General features: G+C 48.3%; 14 protein-coding genes. 7 read left to right on the forward strand and 7 right to left on the reverse strand.

Annotation, left to right across the window (positions count from 1 at the left end; genetic code table 11):
• Positions 1-19 precede the first annotated feature (19 nt).
• The 4 genes from trxA (at position 20) to PV783_RS21040 (ending at position 4,817) form a co-directional block, all read left to right on the forward strand.
• Positions 20-337, forward strand: a complete 318-nt coding sequence (gene trxA, locus PV783_RS21025; protein WP_079472839.1) for a thioredoxin — start codon at positions 20-22, stop codon at positions 335-337.
• Between the two features lie 617 nt (positions 338-954).
• Positions 955-3,096: a M43 family zinc metalloprotease gene (locus tag PV783_RS21030; protein WP_420989447.1), complete on the forward strand. Its 2,142-nt coding sequence runs from the start codon at positions 955-957 to the stop codon at positions 3,094-3,096.
• Positions 3,093-4,274 carry an aminofutalosine synthase MqnE gene (gene mqnE, locus PV783_RS21035; protein WP_079472837.1) on the forward strand — a complete coding sequence of 394 codons (1,182 nt, stop codon included), beginning with the start codon at positions 3,093-3,095 and terminating at the stop codon, positions 4,272-4,274. The genes PV783_RS21030 and mqnE overlap by 4 nt, the downstream gene beginning before the upstream one ends.
• Positions 4,275-4,286: 12 nt before the next feature.
• A complete protein-coding gene (locus PV783_RS21040; RefSeq protein ID WP_420989448.1) occupies positions 4,287-4,817 on the forward strand; it encodes a DUF192 domain-containing protein in 531 nt (176 codons plus the stop codon).
• A 78-nt stretch (positions 4,818-4,895) separates the two neighbouring features.
• Here PV783_RS21040 and PV783_RS21045 read toward each other — a convergent pair whose 3' ends face one another.
• From PV783_RS21045 to PV783_RS21055, 3 genes are all read right to left on the reverse strand, one after another.
• Positions 4,896-5,270, reverse strand: coding sequence for a GreA/GreB family elongation factor (locus PV783_RS21045; protein ID WP_079472835.1), 375 nt, complete (start codon positions 5,268-5,270; stop codon positions 4,896-4,898).
• A gap of 17 nt (positions 5,271-5,287) precedes the next feature.
• Positions 5,288-6,853, reverse strand: coding sequence for an FMN-binding glutamate synthase family protein (locus tag PV783_RS21050; RefSeq protein WP_420989449.1), 1,566 nt, complete (start codon positions 6,851-6,853; stop codon positions 5,288-5,290).
• 268 nt (positions 6,854-7,121) lie between these two features.
• Positions 7,122-9,416 (reverse strand): DUF7133 domain-containing protein, encoded by a 2,295-nt coding sequence (locus PV783_RS21055; RefSeq protein WP_420989450.1) that lies wholly within the window; start codon positions 9,414-9,416, stop codon positions 7,122-7,124.
• Between the two features lie 153 nt (positions 9,417-9,569).
• Here PV783_RS21055 and PV783_RS21060 point away from each other — a divergent pair, with 153 nt between their 5' ends.
• A complete protein-coding gene (locus PV783_RS21060) occupies positions 9,570-10,835 on the forward strand; it encodes a NupC/NupG family nucleoside CNT transporter (RefSeq protein WP_079473119.1) in 1,266 nt (421 codons plus the stop codon).
• 266 nt (positions 10,836-11,101) lie between these two features.
• Here the strand turns inward: PV783_RS21060 and PV783_RS21065 are convergent, their stop codons facing one another.
• Both PV783_RS21065 and smc read right to left on the reverse strand, forming a co-directional pair.
• Positions 11,102-11,497: a DUF4259 domain-containing protein gene (locus tag PV783_RS21065; RefSeq protein WP_079472833.1), complete on the reverse strand. Its 396-nt coding sequence runs from the start codon at positions 11,495-11,497 to the stop codon at positions 11,102-11,104.
• Between the two features lie 77 nt (positions 11,498-11,574).
• On the reverse strand, positions 11,575-15,105 hold the full coding sequence (smc, locus tag PV783_RS21070; protein WP_420989451.1) for a chromosome segregation protein SMC: 3,531 nt from the start codon (positions 15,103-15,105) through the stop codon (positions 11,575-11,577).
• 415 nt (positions 15,106-15,520) lie between these two features.
• Between smc and PV783_RS21075 the strand changes: the two genes are divergently transcribed.
• Positions 15,521-17,752 (forward strand): FUSC family membrane protein, encoded by a 2,232-nt coding sequence (locus PV783_RS21075; protein ID WP_420989452.1) that lies wholly within the window; start codon positions 15,521-15,523, stop codon positions 17,750-17,752.
• A 226-nt stretch (positions 17,753-17,978) separates the two neighbouring features.
• On the opposite strand, the gene bshC is transcribed toward PV783_RS21075, so the two are convergent.
• Positions 17,979-19,562: a bacillithiol biosynthesis cysteine-adding enzyme BshC gene (bshC, locus tag PV783_RS21080; RefSeq protein WP_420989453.1), complete on the reverse strand. Its 1,584-nt coding sequence runs from the start codon at positions 19,560-19,562 to the stop codon at positions 17,979-17,981.
• 219 nt (positions 19,563-19,781) lie between these two features.
• Between bshC and PV783_RS21085 the strand changes: the two genes are divergently transcribed.
• Positions 19,782-20,783, forward strand: coding sequence for a glycosyltransferase family 4 protein (locus tag PV783_RS21085; protein ID WP_079473118.1), 1,002 nt, complete (start codon positions 19,782-19,784; stop codon positions 20,781-20,783).
• Between the two features lie 9 nt (positions 20,784-20,792).
• Here the strand turns inward: PV783_RS21085 and PV783_RS21090 are convergent, their stop codons facing one another.
• The gene (locus PV783_RS21090) at positions 20,793-22,262 is read right to left on the reverse strand and encodes a glycoside hydrolase family 130 protein (RefSeq protein WP_420989454.1); all 1,470 of its coding nucleotides are present in this window, start codon (positions 22,260-22,262) and stop codon (positions 20,793-20,795) included.
• Positions 22,263-22,275: the final 13 nt, after the last annotated feature.

Below are 22,275 nucleotides of genomic sequence, written 5' to 3' on the forward strand. Positions count from 1 at the left end.
CATTTTAAAATCAAAGAATATGGCTTTAGAAATCACTGATGCGAACTTTGAAACGGAAGTTCTGAATTCCGATAAATTAACTGTTATTGACTTCTGGGCAGAATGGTGTGGCCCTTGTCGCGCTATCGGTCCGGTAATCGAAGAACTGTCTAAAGATTACGCAGGTAAAGTAAATATCGGAAAGGTTAACGTGGATCAGAATCCTCAGTTGTCTGTAAACTACGGTATCACCAGTATCCCTGCTATCCTTTTCGTAAAAGGTGGTCAGGTTGTAGACAAACAGGTAGGTGCTGTGCCTAAATCCGTACTGGATAAAAAAATACAGGCCAATATGTAATTTTTATAAAAACTGAGTTTTGAAAGCGTTCCGGTTTGATCCGGAGCGCTTTTTTTTGCAGGTATCTATCGCCTTCGGCGATGAAATTGTCCTGGAGCAGGATTAAATTGATTACACTGATTTAGCTGATTTGATTATGTGTTGATTTTTATGGATTTTATAAAAGATAGAAGCGGATTTTGTTTATCTTTATAATGTGTCTAAAGCATTGATATCCAGTTTCTTTCTCTGATGAAACCTATCTAACGAATGTCTTGAAACCCCTTATAGCGTATTGATACACAACACATTACCGATCAAGTCCACGTCATCTCCACATCAAAGGCAGGTATAAAGCACGTCAAAGGCATGTGTAAAGCATCTCAAAAGTATATGCAAAGCATGTGCTATCTACTGTTCATATCATCCGTAAATACCCCATCTCCCAAAGAAAAAAATCCTCCTGATCAGCGTAATCAGCGGGAAAGACAAAATCCACTTCTATCTTTTATAAAATCCATAAAAATCAACACATAATCAAATCAGCTAAATCAGTGTAATCAATTTAATCCTGCTCCAGGACAATTTCATCGCCGAAGGCGATTTTTCGCGTATCTTCAAAGCCAAAATCTATTTTTTTGCGTCACTATATCCTCGCCCTGGTTACCTTTTTTTATTGCGCTACGGCCAACGGTCAACGTAAATGCGGCACCGCCGAAGCACTGCAACAGCGGGTAAAAGAAATTCCTTATCTTCAAAATATTATACAGAATAACGAAAATAAAATGATGCTGGGCCAGCAACGGCAACAGCTGCGGGCAATGGTGGAAGCCATTCCGCAAACAGTATCTGTTCCCGTGGTGGTCCACGTAGTATTGGATAATCCTGCGCTGGTAACCGATGCGCAGATCGCCTCACAGATCGATGCCCTGAACCGGGATTACAACGCCGCCAATCCCGATATCAGCCAGGTGCCCGCAGTATGGCAGGCGCGGATCGGCAACAGCCGCATCAATTTCTGCCTCGCCCAAAGAACCCCCGACGATGAACCTACCAATGGCATTGTAAGGGTACAAACAGCTGCCGGCCAAAGCTTTTCTATCAGCAACGCCGCGGCAGACGCCAAGTACAACAATACCGGCGGCTCCGACGCCTGGGATCACAGCAAATACCTCAATATCTGGGTTACCCGCCTTTCCGGCAATTACCTCGGCGTGGCCGCCCCTCCGGGTACCGGCTACCCTGTTGAACAAGAGGGCGTAGTGGTGCAATACACCGCTTTTGGCACTACCGGCAGCGTAGGCAGTACCTACAACCTCGGCAGAACCGCCACGCATGAAATAGGCCATTATTTCGGGTTAAAACATATTTGGGGAGATGATAACGGAGGATGTACCGTTGATGATGGTATCACCGATACACCTGTGCAAGGCGACAACACGTATGGATGCCCCTCCTTTCCGCGGCTCGACAACTGCACTACCACCTCGCCGGGCATAATGTTCATGAACTACATGGACTATACCGATGACGCCTGTATGCACCTCTTTACCGCCGGACAGGTGGATCGCATGCGCTTTGTACTGGAAAATACAACCGCCAGCCTGATAACGTCCAACGGTTGCGTACCTCCTGTTATGGTGAATAACGACGCCTCGCTGGTAAGCATCAACGCCCCGGATGGCAAGATATGCAACAACAATATTACACCGGTAGTAACCCTGCGTAACCGCGGCGCCAATGCCCTCACTGCCGTGAGGATCTGGTACCAGGTAAACAACGGCGCCCTTACTTCTTACCAGTGGGCAGGCAACCTGGCCAGTTTGCAGCAAACCACCGTAACACTTCCTTCTTCCAATGTGGCAATCGGCAGCTATAACCTGAAAGCATATACGCAATCGCCCAACGGCCAGCCGGATGGAAACGTTACCAACGATACAGCGGATATCCGTTTCCGTTATGATGCGGAAGCCACCCTGCCTTTTGAACAGGGCTTTGAAAACGACAGCTTCCCGCCCCCGGGCTGGGACCTCTATAATCCTGACCACAGCTTTACCTGGGAACGCGTGCGGAATGTGGGCAAAGGCAGCAGCGCTTCCGCCCTCATACGCAACCTCGGATACAATACCAACGACCAGACTGATGACCTCATTACACCGGTCATTGATCCAAAGGGCGCAGACTCCGTATTCCTCTTTTTCGATGTAGCCGCAGCCGTATTTACCGACCCCGCTGCCACCGGAAACGCATGGGATACCCTGCAGGTGCTGGTTACCAACGACTGCCGCGAAACCGGCCAGGTCCTGTATTCCAAATGGGGGCCGAATCTTATTACACGCCCCACAGCTGTTCAAACAGAATACATCCCTACCGCCACCGAATGGCGCCGGGATTCTGTGGATCTGACCACTGTAAGTCATAAAGGAAAGTTCCAGGTAGCCTTCAGAAACATCTCAAACTCAGAGAATAACATTTATATTGATAATATTAATATTGTCACCAAATCAGTGAATCAAACCCTCCGTGAAAAAGGAGTATTGGTGAATCCCAACCCTACAGACGGTATTGTTTGGGTAACATTCCTGGAAATACCGGAAGACCTGCTGCAGGTATCCATTTACAATGTACAGGGACAGTTTATTATGAGCCGCCCGGCCGCAGCTATCGGCGCCGGCAACCGGCTGACCTTTAATTTGGTAAATGAGCCAAATGGTGTTTATTTTGTAAAATTAATTTACAGGAACAGGGCCAACACCATCAAATTAATGAAAGTAAGATGACGATGAGACAAGATTATCCGGCTGTTCAAACGCTCCTTCAGCAACCCAACCTGGACGCAGCATTGAAGGGCATTGCAGAAAAGATCCTCCAACAGGAAAGAATTACACCCGCAGAAGGGCTGATCTTATTTGAAAAAGGCGATATCGGCTTTTTGGGTGCGTTAGCCAACCTGGTACGCGAGCGAATGCACGGTGACAAGACTTACTTCAACCGTAACTTCCATATCGAACCTACCAACGTTTGTGTATTCACCTGCCACTTCTGCTCCTATTCCCGGTTGTATAAAAACAGGGAAGACGGATGGGAACTGAGTATCGACCAGATGATGGACATCGTTAAAAAATACGATAACCAACCCGTTACAGAAGTACATATTGTTGGCGGTGTACATCCAAAAATGCAGCTCAACTTCTTCGTGGAACTGATCCAGAAGATCAGGGCACACCGTCCGGACCTGCACATCAAAGGATTTACTGCTGTGGAACTGGATTACATGTTCCGCAAAGCCAAAGTAAGCATAGAAGAAGGTATGCGTATTCTCAACGAAGCCGGCCTGCAATCCATGCCAGGCGGCGGCGCTGAAATATTTGCACCAGAAGTGCGCGCTAAAATATGTCACGATAAAGTTGATGCCGACGGATGGCTCGCCATTCATAAAGCTGCCCACAACCGCGGCATGCACACCAACGCCACCATGCTGTACGGTCATGTTGAATCTTTTGCCGACCGCATCGACCACATGGAACGCTTACGTTCCCTGCAGGACGAAACCGGTGGCTTCAATACCTTCATTCCGCTGAAGTTCCGTAATAAAGGCAACGATATGTCGCATATCCCGGAATCCTCCATCGTGGAAGATCTCAGGCTGTACGCCATCGCACGTTTATACATGGATAACTTCCCCCACCTGAAAGCCTACTGGCCTATGCTGGGAAGAAACACCGCACAGCTTACCCTGTCTTTCGGTGTGAATGACCTGGACGGCACCATAGATGATACCACCAAAATTTACTCTATGGCCGGTTCGGAAGAACAAAACCCTTCTATGAACACCGCCCAGCTCACCATGCTCATCAAACAGGCCGGCAGAAGACCCGTGGAAAGAGATACCGTGTACAACGAAATAAGAGATTACACAGATGTAGTTTTTTCAGACGAAGAACTACTGACCAAATAGTATCGCTGTTTTATGCAATTACACCTGAAATGTATCCTGATAGCCAGTTTATATATCGCTGGCTGTCATCAGAACAACAGTAACACCAACAGTTCCGCAGCTGCCGGCACCAACACGGCCGCCACTACGGAAACTGCCGGTGAAACTTCCAACGGCATCGCGTTCAAAAAACAAGGCGCCCTGGCATTCGTTTCCAAATCAGGAGCAGATACCCTGCGGAAAATAGATATCCAGCTGGCCCAAACAGATGAACAGCGCGCCGATGGGCTGATGTACCGCAAATCCATGACAGATGATCAGGGCATGCTTTTCATTTTCCCCGACATGGAAGAACGCGCCTTCTGGATGAAAAACACCTACATCTCCCTTGATATTATCTACATAGATGATAAACTGGAAATTGTGTCCATTCAGAAATACGCGACACCCCTGTCGGAAGAAAGTCTTCCTTCTTTCAAAAAGGCTAAATACGTGCTGGAAGTAAACGGTGGATTCTGCGACAAGTATCACATCAAATACGGCGACAAAATAACTTATCAATAAAAAAGGAAGCCCTGGCAGACGCCAGGGCTTTTTTCGCTCCTATGATACATATTTGATCGCTAACACTAATAGCCTCTTTTATACGCTCCCCTCCGGATTTGTTACATCCAGGATATGCAGCTGCGTTTTTCCCGCAGGTACTTCCCAGTCAATAACATCCCCCGTGCTATATCCCAGTAAGGCCGTGCCTATGGGAGAAAGGATCGATAACTTACCCAGCTGTAAATTGCTGGCAGCCGGCAATACCAGCTGTACACTTCTAATAGCCCCACTACGCTCATCCCTGAATTTAAGGGTGGAGTTTACCTGTACCACATCGGCTGGCACCTTACCTTTCCTAACAGTGGCCCTGTCGAGCTCTTCTCTCAGCTTATCGGTACCCGGTGCATGATAGCACAGGGTTTTAAGGATTTCGTAATCATGTAGGGACACAATAATCTGTTTCTTTTTCATGATAACCGGGTTTTATGTCAGTTGTTTACAGATGGCCCCGGATACAGCGATGCTCCCGCTTTGCTGTTGTGATCCGGCGCATATATTTCTTCATAAGATCGTATATCCGTTCTTGTTACACGCCTGTACATGGCTGCAGGGTCTACCTTCTCTGCATCAGCAAATCCGCAGGCGCCCATCAGCTCTGCCAATGCGGCAATAGTATTGCGGTGATAATTAGCCACACGTACCTTTTTGTCGGCCACATTTACGCCATGGTACAAATGCGGATCCTGCGTAGCCACGCCTACGGGACAGCTGCCGCTGTCGCACTGCAACGCCTGGATACATCCCAGCGCCAGCATCATTCCCCGCGCACTGTAACACGCATCCGCCCCCATTGCCAGTACTTTCATAATATCAAAGCCGGTAATGATCTTACCGCTGGCAATGATGCGCACATGTTGCTTCAGCTGGTGATGCCTCAGCAGGTTTACCACTACAGCCAGTGCATCATACAAAGGCATCCCGATGGAATCGGTAAATTCCAGCGGAGCCGCGCCGGTGCCACCTTCTGCACCATCTACGGTGATAAAGTCGGGGTAAACACCCGTGTTGATCATCGCAATACAAATACGCTCAAACTCGTCCGCACGGCCTACGCACAGCTTAAACCCCACAGGCTTACCGCCGGAAAGTTTACGCAGCTGCTGTAAAAAGGCCAGCATCTCATACTCATTGCTAAAGGCCGTATGACCGGCGGGCGATAACACGCTCACACCCGGCTTTACTTTACGGATGCCTGCAATTTCCGGTGTGTTCTTCGCTGCCGGTAATACCCCGCCCTTGCCGGGTTTGGCGCCCTGGCTCAGTTTCACTTCAATCATTTTTACAGCTGGTGCTGCTGCCGCAGCGGCAAATATTTCGGGAGAGAAATCTCCCTTTTCATCGCGGCAACCGAAATAGCCGGTGCCGATCTGCCAGATCAGGTGGCCGCCATGCTGCAGGTGATAAGGACTAATCCCGCCTTCTCCTGTGTTATGGGCAAACCCTCCTATCTGCGCGCCTCCGTTCAGGGAAGCGATGGCCGTTTTACTCAATGCGCCATAACTCATGGCGCTGATGTTCAGCAGGCTGGCATTATATGGCTTATCACATTGTTCATTTCCGATATTTACCCTTAACGACTCCGGTTTTACCTTCGTTGGAAAGGCAGTATGGGCGGCCCATTCATAGCCGGGTTCATACATGTTATCCAGTGCGCCGAAAGCAACGGTTTGTTTTACGTCTTTTGCGCGCTGGTACACTACTGCACGCTGACGGCGGCTGAAAGGCCGCCCGTCTGTATCCGATTCAAAAAAGTACTGGCGCATTTCGGGTCTGATCTGCTCCAGCAGGTAACGCAACCGGCCAAGTAACGGGTAGTTACGCAACAACGCATGCTTACCCTGCAGCCGGTCGTAGATCGTCAGCAGGGTAAGTCCTACCGCTACCGGTAACAGGATCCATCCGCTTAAATAACCGCGATAAAGGCTGGCAGCCACGCTCACATCCAGCAACAGGCATAAAAAATAAACTGCCCATCGTGCTATCCGATGATTCATAAAACTGATTTTATAAGATTGTTTTGGAAAATACTAGCGGAATAAAACTACGCAGGTAGTTATCCCCCCGGGTACAACACTTTATGTACTAAAAGTTGCCCGGGCTTAATTGTTGAAGTCTTTGGGGCAGGATAAGAACGGCAACAGGAACCCGCACGTGCATTTGGATGCACGGGGTGTATTGAGTAAGACTAATATGTTAGTTGCCGGATTCAATTAATAAATAATTGTATCCGGCAAAGATAAGGCTTTTATTTACAACAAACGGTCAATTCGTTAATTCTCCCGCTGTGAAAGGCTTCTGGCGGCCATTGTTCAGCTTCCGCACCTGCTGGATATCTGCAGCAGAAACTTTATCGGCTTTATTATTCCAGGCACTGCGCAGGAACGTCAGTAATTGTGCAATATCTGCATCACTGAATTCATCACTGGCGCCGATGCCCGGCATATCGCCATTTATTTCCGGTGCTTTGTACACTTTGCCGTGTACTTCCACCGGGCCGGTAAGGCCGTATAATACAATAGATATAAATGCTTTCTTGTTGCCGTTTACCCAATTGCTTTCATTCAGCGGCGGCGCCATAGAAGCAATGCCTTCCCCGCTTTTACCATGACAGGTTTGACATACGGTATTGAAAATCTTATATCCCCGTGGCAGTTCTTTCCGCAATGCCTCCATTTTTTTCGCATTGGCTTTGCTGTCCATGTTCTTCAGCACTGTTTCCAGCTGCCGGCGCAACACCAGCGTGGTATCAGGGTTCCAGGCAATTACCTGTTTCAGCAATGCCGCTTCGCGGTTTGCCGCGTTATTTACCAGTGCTGCTGCCACATAACGGTCAGGGGCATACGTTTTTATCATTTTATCTTCCAGGCGGGTGGCGGCGGCTTTATCCAGTTTTCCAACCACAGGCAATACATAGGCTACAACCGGCGCCAGGTATGGGTTATCCGACAGGGAGTCCAGTGCCGCTATTGTTGCTTTGATACTGCTGCTGTTTAATACAGCCGGCAATGCTGCCAGTGCCTGCATCTTCAACACAGGATCCGGCTGTTGCCAGATACCGCTGATATCTTCTGCGGTAAGACTGTGCAGCCCTTCCAGCGTCCAGAGGGCGTGGATCTGCGTCAGCGGATGCGCCGCGTCTTTCAGCATGGTCCTTAGTTCCGGCGCCATCGTGGTTAAGTGCTGATCAATGATGAGCTGTTGCGCTTTATCTCTCAAAATACCATTTTCATTACCAAGCATTTTACCGAGGAAGGCGGGCGTAAGTTCAAACGTTACCTGTTGTGGTTTACTGCCGGCAGGAATAACGCGGTAAATACGTCCGCAGTTCAGTGGCTGCGTAAGGTTACGCATCTTTATTTCGTTCTTCAGGTATTCGGTGAGGTAGGTTTTGTGTTGCAGGATGCCGCGATACATATCGGCGATATACAAAGCGCCATCCGGGCCGGTACGCAGGTCCACCGGTCTGAAACGTTCATCGGTGCTGGCGAGGAATTCTTTCCGCTGATACGCCTGTACACCTTTTACGATGTAGCTGCTGTCTGATAAAATATTTCTTTTGATCAGGTTGGCCGAAGGCTCAGCTACAAAGGCATTTCCGGCATAGGTAGCCGGCAGCAGGTTAGCGCGGTAAATCACCGGACCACAGGCGGCGGTGAATTTCACCAGGCGGAGACTATCGTCCAGCGAACCTTTCTGGTAACCGCGGTTTACGCCGGGCGTAGGACGCGCGGGATACGTGCGGTTATCGGGTACTATTTTCTGGTCGAAACCATCGGCATTGTTCTGTTGCGGATTGGTGCCACCAAGTCCCGGGGAAAAATAATCACCCAGCAGGTTTTCGGAGTTGTTATTATAGTAAAGACGACCGTGATCATCCTGCGTAATGCCCCATTGTCCGCGGAAATGCGTGGGTTCTTTCAGCCACTTATCTCCCACCTTACGGTAACGCCTATCCGATTTTGCGTTATAGATCCAGTTATCCATTGCGCGCAACAATCCGTTTGGCTGGTGTTCCACATTTCCGCCGGCAGCGTATTGGTCATCCACCAGTGTTCTCTTGCCGGGTTTGTCGCTGTTGTTTTCAATAAACCACAATTGCGGCGGTGTGGCTACCAGTACCCCGTTTTCTATCAGGCATATGGCCCGTGGCAGTACCAGTGAGTCGAGGAATACGGTGCGTTTATCCATTACGCCATCGCGGTTGGTATCTTCCAGGATCACAATTTTACCATCGGGTTTATCTTCCCCGGTACCGGCAGTATCGGGCATGAAGCCGGTCATTTCCACTACCCACATGCGTCCGCGTTCGTCAAAGGTCATGGCTACAGGCGCCACTACCATTGGTTCTGCGGCCACCAGCTGTACTTCCAGTCCTTCATCAACCTGCATGTGCCCGATGGCGGTTTTGCCATCCAGTACGGGTGAAGTAGCAAACTGCTCCCGCATGGCAATAGAATCTTTTTCGTGCTTGTTCCCGTTTTTCTGCTGGTTCCCTTGTCCACAGGCAAATAAAGCCAGGGATAACGTGGTGATTAAACGATAATGAATACGCTGCATTTGTTATTATTCGATTGCGAAAGCGATAAAAATACATTTCTAAATATATTTTTTCTGAAAAATTATATGAGATAACAGTTTACTATGTGAGCGACGGCAAAAAAACTTATCTTCGTCGCTTCATTGCATACATTTTACGATTTATTTGCATTTATGGAACGCTTTCAGGGCATCATAGGCATTGTACTTATTTTGGGTATCGCCTTTCTATTCTCCAACAACAGAAGTAAGATCAACTACAGGCTGGTGTTCAGTGGTATTGGCTTACAGGTACTAATCGGCTTTCTGGTATTTAAGGTGCCCCCTATTACCTGGTTCTTCCAGCGGGTAGGTGATGCAATGGGAAAGCTGGAAGCCTTTGCCCGTAAAGGTGCAGCCTTTGTGTATGGCGGTATTGGCGTATCGCAGCCCGATGGCACCGGGATCAAGGATTATGCTGCCGGTGGTTTTGTATTTGCTTTTAACGTTACGGCCACCATCATCCTGGTGTGTGTGCTGGTAGCGGTTTTATATCATTATGGCATCATGCAGCGTGTGGTAGCGGTGATTGCCCGCGCCATGAATTATGTGATGCGTGTAAGCGGCGCAGAAGCATTGAGCAATGTGGCCAGCGCCTTCGTAGGACAGGTAGAAGCGCAGGTGATGATCCGTCCTTACTTATCAAGCATGACCAAAAGTGAAATCCTCGCCTCCATGAGTGGAAGCCTGGCTTGTATTGCCGGCGGTATCCTGGTGGTGTATGTGAACATGGGATTACAGGCAGGTTTGCATATTGCGCCCTTCCTGATCACCGCCAGCCTGATGGCCGCACCGGGCGCACTCGTAATATCCAAGATCGTTTTCCCGGAAACAGAGGAAAGCGTAACGATGGGCCGCGTTAAAATGGAAGTAAAGAGTAATTATACCAACGTGATCGACGCTATTTCACATGGCGCCGGCGATGGTTTTAAGATAGCCATGAACGTGATAGCCATGCTGATCGGGTTTATTGCTTTCATTGCGCTGATCGACTGGGGCCTCATTCATATCGGTCATATCTTCAACCCTAAGTTTGATCTCAGCCTCGACTGGATCTTTGGAAAGGTGTTTATGCCAATGGCCTGGGCAATGGGCGTGCCACAGGGAGATGTACAGAACGTAGCTACCCTGCTTGGCCAAAAACTTACCATCAACGAATTTGTGGCGTTCAAAAGTCTTACTGATAAAACAGTACCCGTGCTAAGTGCCAAAGGGATTGCCATTGTTACGATTGCCATTGCGGGTTTTGCCAATTTCAGCAGCGTAGGCATGCAGATCGGCGGTATCGGTGAACTGGCACCCGACAGAAGGGCGGATCTGGCTAAATTGGGCCTGAAAGCGCTGTTGTGTGGAACGCTGGCGTCTTACATGTCGGCCTCTATTGCGGGTATTTTAATTTAGGGAGATAGATAACGAAAGATATTTCAAAGGGCTGATCTGCGGATCGGCCTTTTTTTTTGCGCAGCCTCTTTACATTTTTACGCAGGCCCTTCGCTACAACTGGCAGGGGCCTGCAACAATAATTGCTGCGAACCGGTTAGTTTACGCCCATAACAAAACAGCGGACAGCAATCAGGAGTAACACCTGCTTTGCAATCCGCTGCTTCAATAATATAGTGGAAAACAGTTCTCCCGGAAAACAAAGGTTCCGGTATGCCTGCTGTTAGTTATTCCAAACGTTTGATGAGACCTGCCTGTACAGCGGCCCATGCTTCGCCCTGACCTGCATCTTCCCAATAATTCTTCATTTCGGAAGCTGCTACAATTTTATTTACAGCAGCGATTGCCTGGTTTCTGAGTGCGCGTGTACCAATAAGGTTCAGCACATCCAGCTGATCCAACGGATCTTCCGGGAAATCTTCGCTTGGGCGTGCCACCAATGCTGCCACCAGTTCCGCAGCGGCCAACGCCTCTTCGCAATCCGAAATTTCCAGTGTTTCGATGTTGTTGATAACACGCGCTAACGTGTCAGCCACCAAACCACCGTCTTTATTATCAATCAGGTCAAAAATCCAATCCTGTGATCCATCATTTTCAAAATTCCTGGTGCCCCATGCGCCCATAGTGTTTACGTTTTTTTATTTTTTTAGAATCAAGAATAAAAGTAATGAACTCTCTTTACAACAACCAAACCAACTGGCTAGTTCAAACTCCTGAAATCAACCGGAACGAGCTTGCTTACACCCGGTTCCTGCATGGTTACGCCGTAGATCACGTCTACAGCAGCCATCGTTTGCTTGTTATGTGTTACAATAATAAATTGTGAATTATCCGAAAACTTGCGGATCATGTTGGTAAACTTACCCACATTGGCATCATCCAATGGCGCATCCACCTCATCCAGGATACAGAACGGCGCCGGCTTAATCAGGTAAATGGCAAACAGCAATGCGGTAGCCGTCAGTGTTTTTTCACCGCCGGATAACTGCGTAATCGCTGCCGGGCGCTTCCCTTTTGGCTTTGCAATGATTTCAATACCGGTATCCGCCAGGTTTTCGGGATCGCTCAGGATCATATCGCACTGATCTTCTTCTGTAAACAAAGCTTTAAATACGCGGATAAAGTTTTCCTTCACCTGGTTAAAGGTATCCAGGAATTTCTGGTTGGCGGTAGACTCCACCTCCTGGATAGTAGCCAGCAGGGAATCTTTCGCATTTACCAGGTCCGTTTTCTGTTCCAGGATAAACTCGTACCGTTTCTTCATTTCCTGGTAGGCTTCAATGGCGGTAGGGTTAATTTCCCCCATGTTCTCCATGCGCTTTTTCAGTCGCTCTGCACTACCCGTTAATTCATCCACCGACAACTCTGAGCTGCGTTGCTCATCAATAATTTCATCGAGGTTCACTTTAAACTCCACGCTGAGCCTTTCCTTCATGGAAGCCAGTTGCAGTCGCAGTTCATTTACTTTATCCTTGATGGTATTCAGTTGCTGTTCCAGTTCCTGTTTGGCACGCTGTTTTGTTCTCAGCGTGGTTTCCAGTTCCTGGAGGTGGTTACGGAAGTTATAGTATTCCTGGTCTTTTTCGTTAAGTGCTTTTTCTTCTTCTTCGCGCTGGCGGAACAGTTCCACGAGTCCGTCGTCCGCGTGGCTCAGTTTATCCACGGCGCCGGCAATGTTGGCCACGGCGTCTTCCAGTTGCGATTTGTTGCTGGTAATCTGCACATGCAGGTCTGCCAGTTGTTTGCGTTTAAATTCCAGTTCCTGTTTGAGGGCCTGTACTTTACTTTGCTGACGGGTATGTTGCAGGTTTTGGTTATTGAACTGCACTGTAGCCATATTGAACTGCTGCTCTGCTTCCTGGGCCATCCTGTCGGCGTCCGCGATGCTGTCCTGCAATTCGGTGACCCTTTCGTTCAGGCTTTCCAATTCGTCTTTCACGCCGGAAATGCTTTCCTGGTTGGTTTCCAGGGATTGCTGCATTTCTTCGAGGCGTTTATCACCGGCTTCAATGAGGTGGTGGAAGTTTTCAATCCTGTTCTGTAAGCCAAACAGCTGATTGCTCAACTGGTTTACCCTTTCCCGCGCAGCATTGATATTATTTTCATTTAACTGGCTGTTGTAGCCTAATACTTCGTCGTGTTTGCTTTGCAGCGCTACTTTCAGGCGGCCCACTACTCCTTCGAGGTCTTTGATCTCGGTTTCCAGCTTTTCCAGGTTCTTGGCCCTTCCCAGCTTCTTACCTTCAAACAATCCTACAGAACCTCCGCTGATATTGTATTTACCGCGATGCATGCGGCCGGATTTTTCCACCAGCAGCATCCTTTCATCTGCCACCTGGCTGAATTCCAGGCGGGTAAGATCTTCACCGATAAATACTTTACCCAACAAGTGTTGTCCCAGGCCCTTGTACTTCTCTTCAATTTCCACTACTTCCAGCGCAGGAATGGTGCCTGCCGGCGCCAGCAGCGAACTGTAATCAGTGCGGAACTGATCGAGGATAAAGAAATTGGCTTTCCCTTTTTTGTTGTTATCAAGCAACTGGATGGCCTGTACCGCTTCCTGTACGTTGTTTACTACATAGTAGCTCAGGTAAGGCTCCAGCAGATTTTCCACGCAGGTGCGGTATTCTTCTTTACAGAAAAATATATCACTCAGGATGGGGGCGTTATTGTTCCAGTCGGGATTCTTTTTGAGGAATTTGATACTCTCCGGGTAGCCTTCCAGGCTGTCGACCAGTGATTTGAGCAGGTCGAATTCGTTCTTTTTGGAATCGAGGGTACGATTCTCATCTACCAGTTTATCACGCAGTCCTTCTATATCGGACTGGGTGGCGAGTATTTTACTTTTGGTTTCTTCCTGGAAACGGACCATGTTTTCCAGTTCCGTTTTGCTGCCGGTCAGTGTTTGCTGCAGTGCTTCCTTTTCTGTTTCCAGTTGGGCGATCTGCTGCTGACGGCTGGTCTTTTCTTCCTGGAGCTGCTGCATGCTGCGTTGCAGGTTCATGACGGAAGTATCAGCAACGGCTACTTTCTTTTCGGCCTCAAATTGCTGACGTTGCCAGCGTTGCTGGTCGTTACGCAGGGTTTCGAGGGCTTGTTTCTTCTGATGGAAGCGTTCTTTCTTTTCCTCTACCATATCGCGGAGGGTGTCCAGTTCGTCTGCCATTGTTTCAAACACTTCCCCTTCTTCTTCCACTTGTTTCTCGGTAAATTCAATGGAAGTGGTAAGTCCCTGCAGTTGTCCTTCCGCATTGTTGAGGAAGTCGCTGATATTTTTTTCCCGCTCGCGCAGATATGTCAGTTGCTGCGTGGCAAGGTTCTTATCATTTTCTTTGGTGCGGATAGTGGATACCAGCTCATTAAAGGATTTCTGCATGGTTTGCAGTTCCCTTTCTTTTGCTACAAAGTGTAGTTTATCCTGTTCCACGGCCGCTTCTGCGGTGAGGATCTCGGTTTCCAGCGCCAGTTTGCGGTCGCTTTCGTTTTGCTGGGTGTCCGACAATTCCTTAAAGGTCACGTTAAAGCCTTCCAGTGCGGCTTTAGCGAGTTCTATACTGATTTCGCGGTATTCTTTTTTTACTTCGTAGAAGCGTTCTGCCTTACGGGCCTGGCTTTCCAGTGTTTTGAGGTTGTTATTGATTTCAAACAACAGGTCCTCAATACGGTTCAGGTCTCCTTCTGTGGCGTCCAGTTTGGACTTAGCTTCTTTTTTGCGGGTTTTATATATGGAGATGCCTGCCGCCTGTTCCAGCATACGGCGACGGCTGTTTTCCTTGTCTTTGATGATATCGTCCACCATTCCCAGTTCGATGATGGCATAGGAATCGGTACTTACGCCCGTGTCCATGAACAGGTTATGGATATCTTTCAGGCGGCAGGCCACATCGTTAAGGCGGTACTCGCTGTCGCCGTTTTTATAAAATTTGCGTGTAATCGTCACCGTAGTGAACTCGGTGGGTAGTACGTTCTTGGTGTTTTCAAAAGTTAGACTAACCTCCGCCATACCGCTTGCAGAGCGGCTTTTAGAACCGTTAAACACAAGTCCAGCCTGGTTATCAGACCGGAGGTTACTGATCTTGTGCTCGCCGATTACCCAGCGGATGGAGTCGATGATATTACTTTTGCCGCAACCGTTTGGCCCAATCACCCCAGTGATGCCCTCATCAAACTGCAAAACGGTTTTATCTGCAAAACTTTTAAAGCCTTTAATTTCTAGTGTTTTTAAGCGCACGTCGTACTCCGAGGTTTTTTAAGGCGTCAAAGATATAATTTTACCCGAATCAAAAAGTAATTTAAGTGAGATGCAATAATATACAGTAATTATTTATACACAATTACCGGTCATTTGCCTCTGTCCGCAGCACGCAACTAAAGTCTAAAAGACTGGTTATAAATATAGTAAAAAGAACAATTAGAATTTAATTCGCTGTTAGAAAATTACGCGGATTTTGTCTTTCCCGGGATTACGCTGATTAAACTGATTCATGTGATGATATTTTCTGAGCCAGGTATTAAATTAAAGTTAAAAATAATATATTCATCTTCAGAAAAATAAAAAAGATGTAATCAGCTTAATCGGCGTAATCCCGGGAAAGACAAAATCCGCGTAATCCGCTATCTTTGCGCCATCAAAAACCTATTTACGTTTGCGTACAGAACAGCAGATCAATAACATAAAAAATTTCCTTTACAGTTATCATTTCAGCAACGGTATGCGTACCACCATCAGCGTGGTAGTACCTTCACTGGTGTGCGCATACTTTGGTATGCTGGACCTGGGCATCGCTATGTCGATGGGCGCCCTGTGTACCGCCCTCAGCGACGTACCCGGCACCATTGTACATAAGCGGAATGGCCTGATCATCAGCACCATCCTGATCTTTTTTTCTGCACTGGGCACAGGTCTGCTGATCCCTTACGTAATCCCGATGGCCATCTGGATAGCGGTATGCTGTTTTATGTTTGCCATGCTGCTGGTATATGGTAACCGCGGCGGTAACATTGGTACCGGCTGCCTGCTGGTAGTAGTGTCTATCCTCGGGGAAACCCAGCTTACCCCGAAGCTTACGCTCCTGCATTCCTCTATGGTGTTGCTGGGCAGCATCTGGTACGCGGTGCTGGCGCTTATCCTCTGGCAGATCCGCCCTTACCTCAACGTACAGCAGGCACTGGGCGACTGTATCCTGCAAACCGCCCGCTACCTCGAAGTAAGGGCCAACTTCTATACTCCCGGGGTAAATGTAAGCGAGAATTATAAAGCCGTGCTGGACCAGCAGGTGATCGTCAATGAAAAACAGGAAAATGTACGCGAACTGCTGCTGAAAAGACGGTCGGCTCAACAGGGCACCACCAGTCTCAATAAAAGCATGGTACTCATTTTCCTGGATATGGTAGACCTCCAGGAACAGATCATGGCCTCTCAAACCGACTACAACGCCCTGCAGGCCGATTTTAAAGACCTGGCGATCCTGGAGAAATTCCATGCCCTCATCCTTGAATTCACCCAGGAACTGAAGAACATAGGAATGGCCGTGGCAGCAGGTCAGCGCTCCCTGCCAAAAACAAACCTGAAGTTTGAGATGGAAAAGGTAAAACAGGCCATTGCCGACATTACCATGAAACTGCCTACCCTCAAAGAAAGAACCCGCACCATCCCACTGAGCAACATCCTGCAAAACCTGCAGGACATGGCCCAGCGCATTTATAACCTGCACCGGCTCACCCGCCTGGAAAGACTGAAAGACGAATCCATAGATCCAAAACTGGAGCTGTCGAAGTTCACTACCCGCCAGAAATATGACTTTGAAACGTTCCGGGACAACCTCACTTTCAAATCACATATCTTCCGGCACGCCATCCGCGTGAGCCTGGCTACCGTATTGGGTTACGGGCTGGGCATCGCACTTCACCTCGACCGGGTATACTGGATCCTCTTAACCATAGTAGTGATCCTGAAACCGGGCTTCGGGCTCACAAAATCGCGCAGCATACAACGTTTAATCGGTACCGTTACCGGCGCCCTGTTTGCCGCAGGCCTGCTGTACCTCACACATAACGATACGGTGATCTTTATTGTGATGCTGATCTGCATCCTGGGCGCCTATAGCTTTATGAGCTTCCAGTATACCGTCAGCGTATTTTTTGTAACGCCGTTTATCATCTTCCTGCTGCACTTCCTTCATCCTTCAGACCTCTACAATGTAGCGCAGCGGGTGCTGGATACCTTTATCGGCGGAGGCATCGCCTTCTTTGCCAACATGCTGCTGTGGCCTACCTGGGAGCATAACTTCCTCCCGGATTACATGAAAAAGATGATGGAAGCCAACCGGAAATATTTTGAGCTGGTAATGCGCCCCTATTCCAATGAAAAGGTAGCCGTTACGGATTTCAAACTGGCCAGGAAAGATACTTATGTGGCCGCCGCTAATATGATGTCGGCCTTCCAGCGCATGTTGTCGGAGCCAAAAAGCAAACAGAAAAACGCTTCCGAAGTGTATCATTTCGTGGTGCTGAATCATACGCTCACCTCGCACACCGCCACCCTGGCGGCTTACAACATGCATCACGGGGTGCAGTTTCCACGCCCGGAATACCGCGAAATCACGGATTATCTCCTCCATTATATGGACCAGCTCACCCTGCTCACAGATCCGGCCACCAGCAGCAGCGCCCAGCCTTCTCCGCAGGTACATGCCTTTGAACGGCTGGATGCCCACCTGGAAAGCCTGGTGCATCTTCGTCAGCAGGAAATCAATGAAGGCAAAGGGCCTACGGCAACCCGCGATGAGATGCTGGAAACCAAGCAGGTGCACGATCAGCTCGTGGCGATCCTGTCGCTCGTAAAAGATATGAGTAAAGCGTTAGCGCAGAGCGCGTAGGAGATCGCCTTCGGCGATGAAATTGTCTTGGAGCAGGATTACGCTGATTATACTGATTAATTTGATTTTGTTTTTTTAGGTTTTTATAAAGGATTAAGGGAGATAAAAGCAGATATCTGCTTTTATCTCCCTTAATTATTATTTAAAATCAAAAAGTTAAAATCCAGCTAATCAGTATAATCAGCGTAATCCTGCTCCAAGACAATTTCCCCATCGCCGAAGGCGATCACTCCCCTAAAATGGTAAACTGGTCGGTAACCGGCGTAAGCGCAGCCAGCACCCTGTCAAAGAAGGCAGGACCTTCCTGGGCATACCAGGGCATGAAGTTCTCCTTACGTTCCTGTAAAGAACCCGCAGGGAATAATTTATTTTTAATCTGACGGATCTGATCTGTTTGCCACGCGAATTTTTTCTTCTCGGCACGCAGGAACTTATGTTCCAGCTTACCAATCGACTTCAGCGCTTTCTTTCTTTCAGAGGCTGTGGTAGCAATCAGTGTTACATCAATGCTGCGGGCTTTTTCTTCCAGCGCATCAAACAACTGCTCAATGGCAGCATATTCATCTTTCAATACCAGCGACGCATTGGTGTGCCGCTTCACATAATCGTTTACAATATCTTCTGTTCCCTTGAAAAGATCAGTGGTAGTGAGTCCCAGCTTATGGATCCGCTGTTGTGAAAGTTCATCGGTCAGCAACAGGGAATTACGCAGCAGCAAAACAGGGAAAGGCACTTTGTAATGCGCAAAAAGTCCTTTCAATTCCAGCCAGTAGGCAATTTCACCGCCACCGCCAATAAATGCGATATTCGGCAGGATGGTTTCCTGGAACATTCCCCGTAAAATAACATTGGGACTGAAATTTTCAGGATGTGCTTCCAATGCTGCTTCCAGGGAAGCGGCGTTGAAAGTCAACGACGTGTGTAATACTTTCCACTGATCGCCGTCCTGAACAATACGCTCGCGCGAGCCATCCTGTAAATAAAAAAGATTTATTTCCCGTGGATTGGCCTGTACTTTATAATGTTCGCCCAGCTGCTCCAATGTATCACTTACAATAGCATGTGACGCCTGGTTAAACAATTCATCCTTTATAACGGGAAGGTATAAACGTTTTAATGCGGCGTTGTCCGGTACCAGTACTACCAGTCCGAAGCGGCCGAATAACGCATGCACCAGGTACAGCGTGGCTTCCTGGATATTCGCGTGCTCCAGGTAAGCCTTTTGCAGCAGATCTATCAGTTCGTCGCTGTGAGGCGCATAACCCAGTCCTTTCTTCACTTCACCGATCAGCGCTTCCAGTCCTTCCGGCTTCATACGTCCTACAGCTCCCTGCTGATCCGTGTTCCAGGTGAGGGTTTTCCCTTCCAGGTAGATGCTGCCCAGTTCTTCGAGGTCGGCATCTTCACTGCCCATATAATAAACCGGTACAAAATTATGTTGCGGGTATTGCTGTTTCAGTTCATGGCAAAGCTTAATGGTTTGCAGGATCTTATAAGCGAAGTAGAGGTAGCCGGTAAAAATGTTCGGCTGATGCGCGGTGCACACCGTAAAGGTATTGGGCTGCAACAGGGCGGTAATATTGTCCTGTACTGCCTTTACGGGTTCCAGGGTAGTGTATTGCTGTTCCAGTGCGGCTACCAGTGCGGTTCTTGGTGTATCAAAATGTTGACGGGCGGCTATCGCGGCGGCAAAATCCGGATGTACAGGAGAATAGGTGTAAAATGGTCTGATCTGCGGACGTTCTGCTAAAAAATCTGTTACCAGCTGGTTAAAATAACCAGTTTTCCCATAAGGAATATATTCGGGCATATTGAGTTTCGAATTACAAATTACCAATTACAAAACGATGCAGTGCCAACACATCGAAATTTTTGAATGTACGAAGTTAGGTAATTAGTCAATTGGTTGATCAGATTATTGGTTGACCGGCAATCATTCCGGTACACCGGTTTCTTTGGCGCTTGTTTTGACAGCTATGTTGCAAACAACAGACGCCTTACAGCGGTGCTGTTGGAAAAATATACCATTATGAAGATTGCAATACTGGCACCAATAGCCTGGCGTACACCTCCAAGGCACTATGGCCCCTGGGAACAGATGGCTTCCAATCTGGCAGAAGGACTGGTAGCCAAAGGAATGGACGTAACCCTTTTTGCTACGGCCGATTCGCTCACTTCAGGTATCCTGGCGGCCATTTGCGCCAAAGGGTATGAAGAAGACCGGGAGGCAGACGCCAAAGTAAACGAGTGTATGCATATTAGTTATCTGATGGAGCAGGCCAGGGACTTTGATATCATCCATAACCACTTCGATTTCCTTCCCCTCACCTACTCCCGGCTGATCAAAACGCCTGTGGTAACAACTATTCACGGGTTTTCTTCTCACAAAATAATACCGGTGTACCAGCGGTATAACGATATAGGGAGATATGTGTCTATCAGTAATTCCGACCGCCATGCGTCGCTGAATTACGCGGCCACTGTGTATAATGGTATCCGCACGGAAGATTTTGCCTTTGAGCCCACGCCTGAAAACTACCTCTTATATTATGGCCGGATCCATCCTGACAAAGGCACCCATGATGCGGTGCAGATAGCCCTGCACTCCCGCCGCAAGCTGATTATAGCCGGGATCATACAGGATGAAGCCTATTTTAATGAGAAAGTAAAGCCTTATATAGATGATGAACAAATCATTTACATTGGCGCGGTAGGCGGAGAGGAACGCAGCATGCTGCTGGGCGAAGCCAGCGCACTGTTGCATCCTATCTATTTTGAAGAACCTTTTGGCCTGAGTGTGGCGGAGGCCATGCTTTGCGGCACGCCCGTTATCGCTTATAACCGCGGCTCCATGCCGGAGCTGATCAATGACCGTAAAACGGGTTTCCTTGTAAATAATTTACACGAAGCCGCTGCCTGTGTGGAAGATCTTTCGCTGATCAACCGGCAGGATTGCCACCTGCACGCAAAAAATAATTTCAGCGCGGAAACAATGACGGAGAAGTATATCGCAGTATATAACCAATTGTAAAAAGCCGGGCTACACGCCGTCTTCCTTGATCTGCGTCAGCAGTTTTTCCAGGTTGACGGTGGCGAAGCCGGAGGCATAATCCGACAGGCCGTAAGGAATGATCAGTTCATCGTTGTGGATAATAGATCCGCAGGAGTACAATACATTAGGCACATATCCTTCCCTTTCGTCCTTGTTGGGCATGAGCAGGGGCTCGCGTAAGCGGCCTATTTCCTTTTCAGGATTTTCCAGGTCCAGCAGGCTGGCGCCGATGCAATAGGTACGCATAGGACCTACGCCATGGGTGATCACCAGCCAGCCGTCCGGCGTTTCAATGGGCGAGCCGCAGTTGCCCACCTGTACAAACTCCCAGGCATACTTGGGCACATGAAGGATCTGCGGGTTTTCCCATATATTGATTTTATCGGAGTACATAATATACCCGTTGATGCCATCAATGCGGGAGATCATCGCATATTTACCGTTGATCTTACGGGGGAAAAGCGCCAGGTTTTTATTCTGTGCGCCTTCTCCGTAGAGCGGCATGATCTTGAAGTTATAGAAGTCTTTTGTTTGCAGCAGCTTAGGCTGGATCGTAATCCCATCATAGGCCGTGTAAGTGGCATAATAGGTAACATTTCCGTTTTCGCTGGTATATTTTACAAAACGGGCATCTTCAATGCCCCTGCTTTCAGCATCTGAATAAGGAAAAATTACGCGGTCAGACAGGTCGGTATCCAGTGAGAAGTTCAGCTCATAGTAGGAATCTGCCAGCCATAGTACCCTTTCCAGTCCTTTTTTAAGGAGATGATCTACCTGGAACCGTTGTTGCATTTCCCGGATCACCTTTTTAAGCACGAGGTACTCAAACTGGTCCGGCAGGGAGTTTTGTATTTCGCGCATTACAGAATCCGGCAGCCGGATGGATGCCGCATTCTGAAAAAACGTTTGTTTATGGTACATAGAATTGCGGATAATCTCCGCTTCATCTACATAATTACCGGGTGCTATCAGGGAAATTTCATTGTTCTTATCAATGATACCGGATCTGAAGGCAATGGAAGATACGTGTCCTTCCCCTACTGCGCGGAAGCTCATGATCACGCGCTTTTGTCCTTCTTCCAGCCCGCTCTGGTCCACATCTTCCACGAGGGAAGGATTGAAGAACGCGGCTGATTCGATGGAGTATTCGTTGGTGAAATAAGAACCGGTGAGCAATTTACGTTTGAGCGAGAGTCCTTCGTAGTCGATCTGCAAACCGGGAAACAGGTGTCTCAGCCGGTCTGCATGTCGTTCAAATATCCTTGTGATGTTCCGGTGACGCCGGGAAAACTCTCTTAGTATAGGCATGACCGTTAGCTCCACCTCAGCGTCGTTCATTGCTGCTACCAGTTGAATGATAGACTTGGCCCGGGCCTCTCCGTTGAAAAAAAACCTGGCTACTACCCTCTTCAGGTCAGGATAAATTTTTGTACTCTTCCGCTCTATGGACAATCGCATGGTTATCTTGTTT

It is taken from the genome of Chitinophaga sp. CC14 (assembly GCF_048957795.1).
GTDB classification, from domain to species: domain Bacteria; phylum Bacteroidota; class Bacteroidia; order Chitinophagales; family Chitinophagaceae; genus Chitinophaga; species Chitinophaga ginsengisegetis.

Excerpts from the sequence above, each read along its gene's own strand:
- trxA (WP_079472839.1), top strand. The coding sequence starts at position 20 with ATGGCTTTAGAAATCACTGATGCGAACTTTGAAACGGAAGTTCTGAAT.
- mqnE (WP_079472837.1), top strand. The coding sequence starts at position 3,093 with ATGACGATGAGACAAGATTATCCGGCTGTTCAAACGCTCCTTCAGCAA.
- PV783_RS21040 (WP_420989448.1), top strand. The coding sequence starts at position 4,287 with ATGCAATTACACCTGAAATGTATCCTGATAGCCAGTTTATATATCGCT.
- PV783_RS21045 (WP_079472835.1), bottom strand. The coding sequence starts at position 5,270 with ATGAAAAAGAAACAGATTATTGTGTCCCTACATGATTACGAAATCCTT.
- PV783_RS21050 (WP_420989449.1), bottom strand. The coding sequence starts at position 6,853 with ATGAATCATCGGATAGCACGATGGGCAGTTTATTTTTTATGCCTGTTG.
- PV783_RS21055 (WP_420989450.1), bottom strand. The coding sequence starts at position 9,416 with ATGCAGCGTATTCATTATCGTTTAATCACCACGTTATCCCTGGCTTTA.
- PV783_RS21060 (WP_079473119.1), top strand. The coding sequence starts at position 9,570 with ATGGAACGCTTTCAGGGCATCATAGGCATTGTACTTATTTTGGGTATC.
- PV783_RS21065 (WP_079472833.1), bottom strand. The coding sequence starts at position 11,497 with ATGGGCGCATGGGGCACCAGGAATTTTGAAAATGATGGATCACAGGAT.
- bshC (WP_420989453.1), bottom strand. The coding sequence starts at position 19,562 with ATGCCCGAATATATTCCTTATGGGAAAACTGGTTATTTTAACCAGCTG.
- PV783_RS21085 (WP_079473118.1), top strand. The coding sequence starts at position 19,782 with ATGAAGATTGCAATACTGGCACCAATAGCCTGGCGTACACCTCCAAGG.
- PV783_RS21090 (WP_420989454.1), bottom strand. The coding sequence starts at position 22,262 with ATGCGATTGTCCATAGAGCGGAAGAGTACAAAAATTTATCCTGACCTG.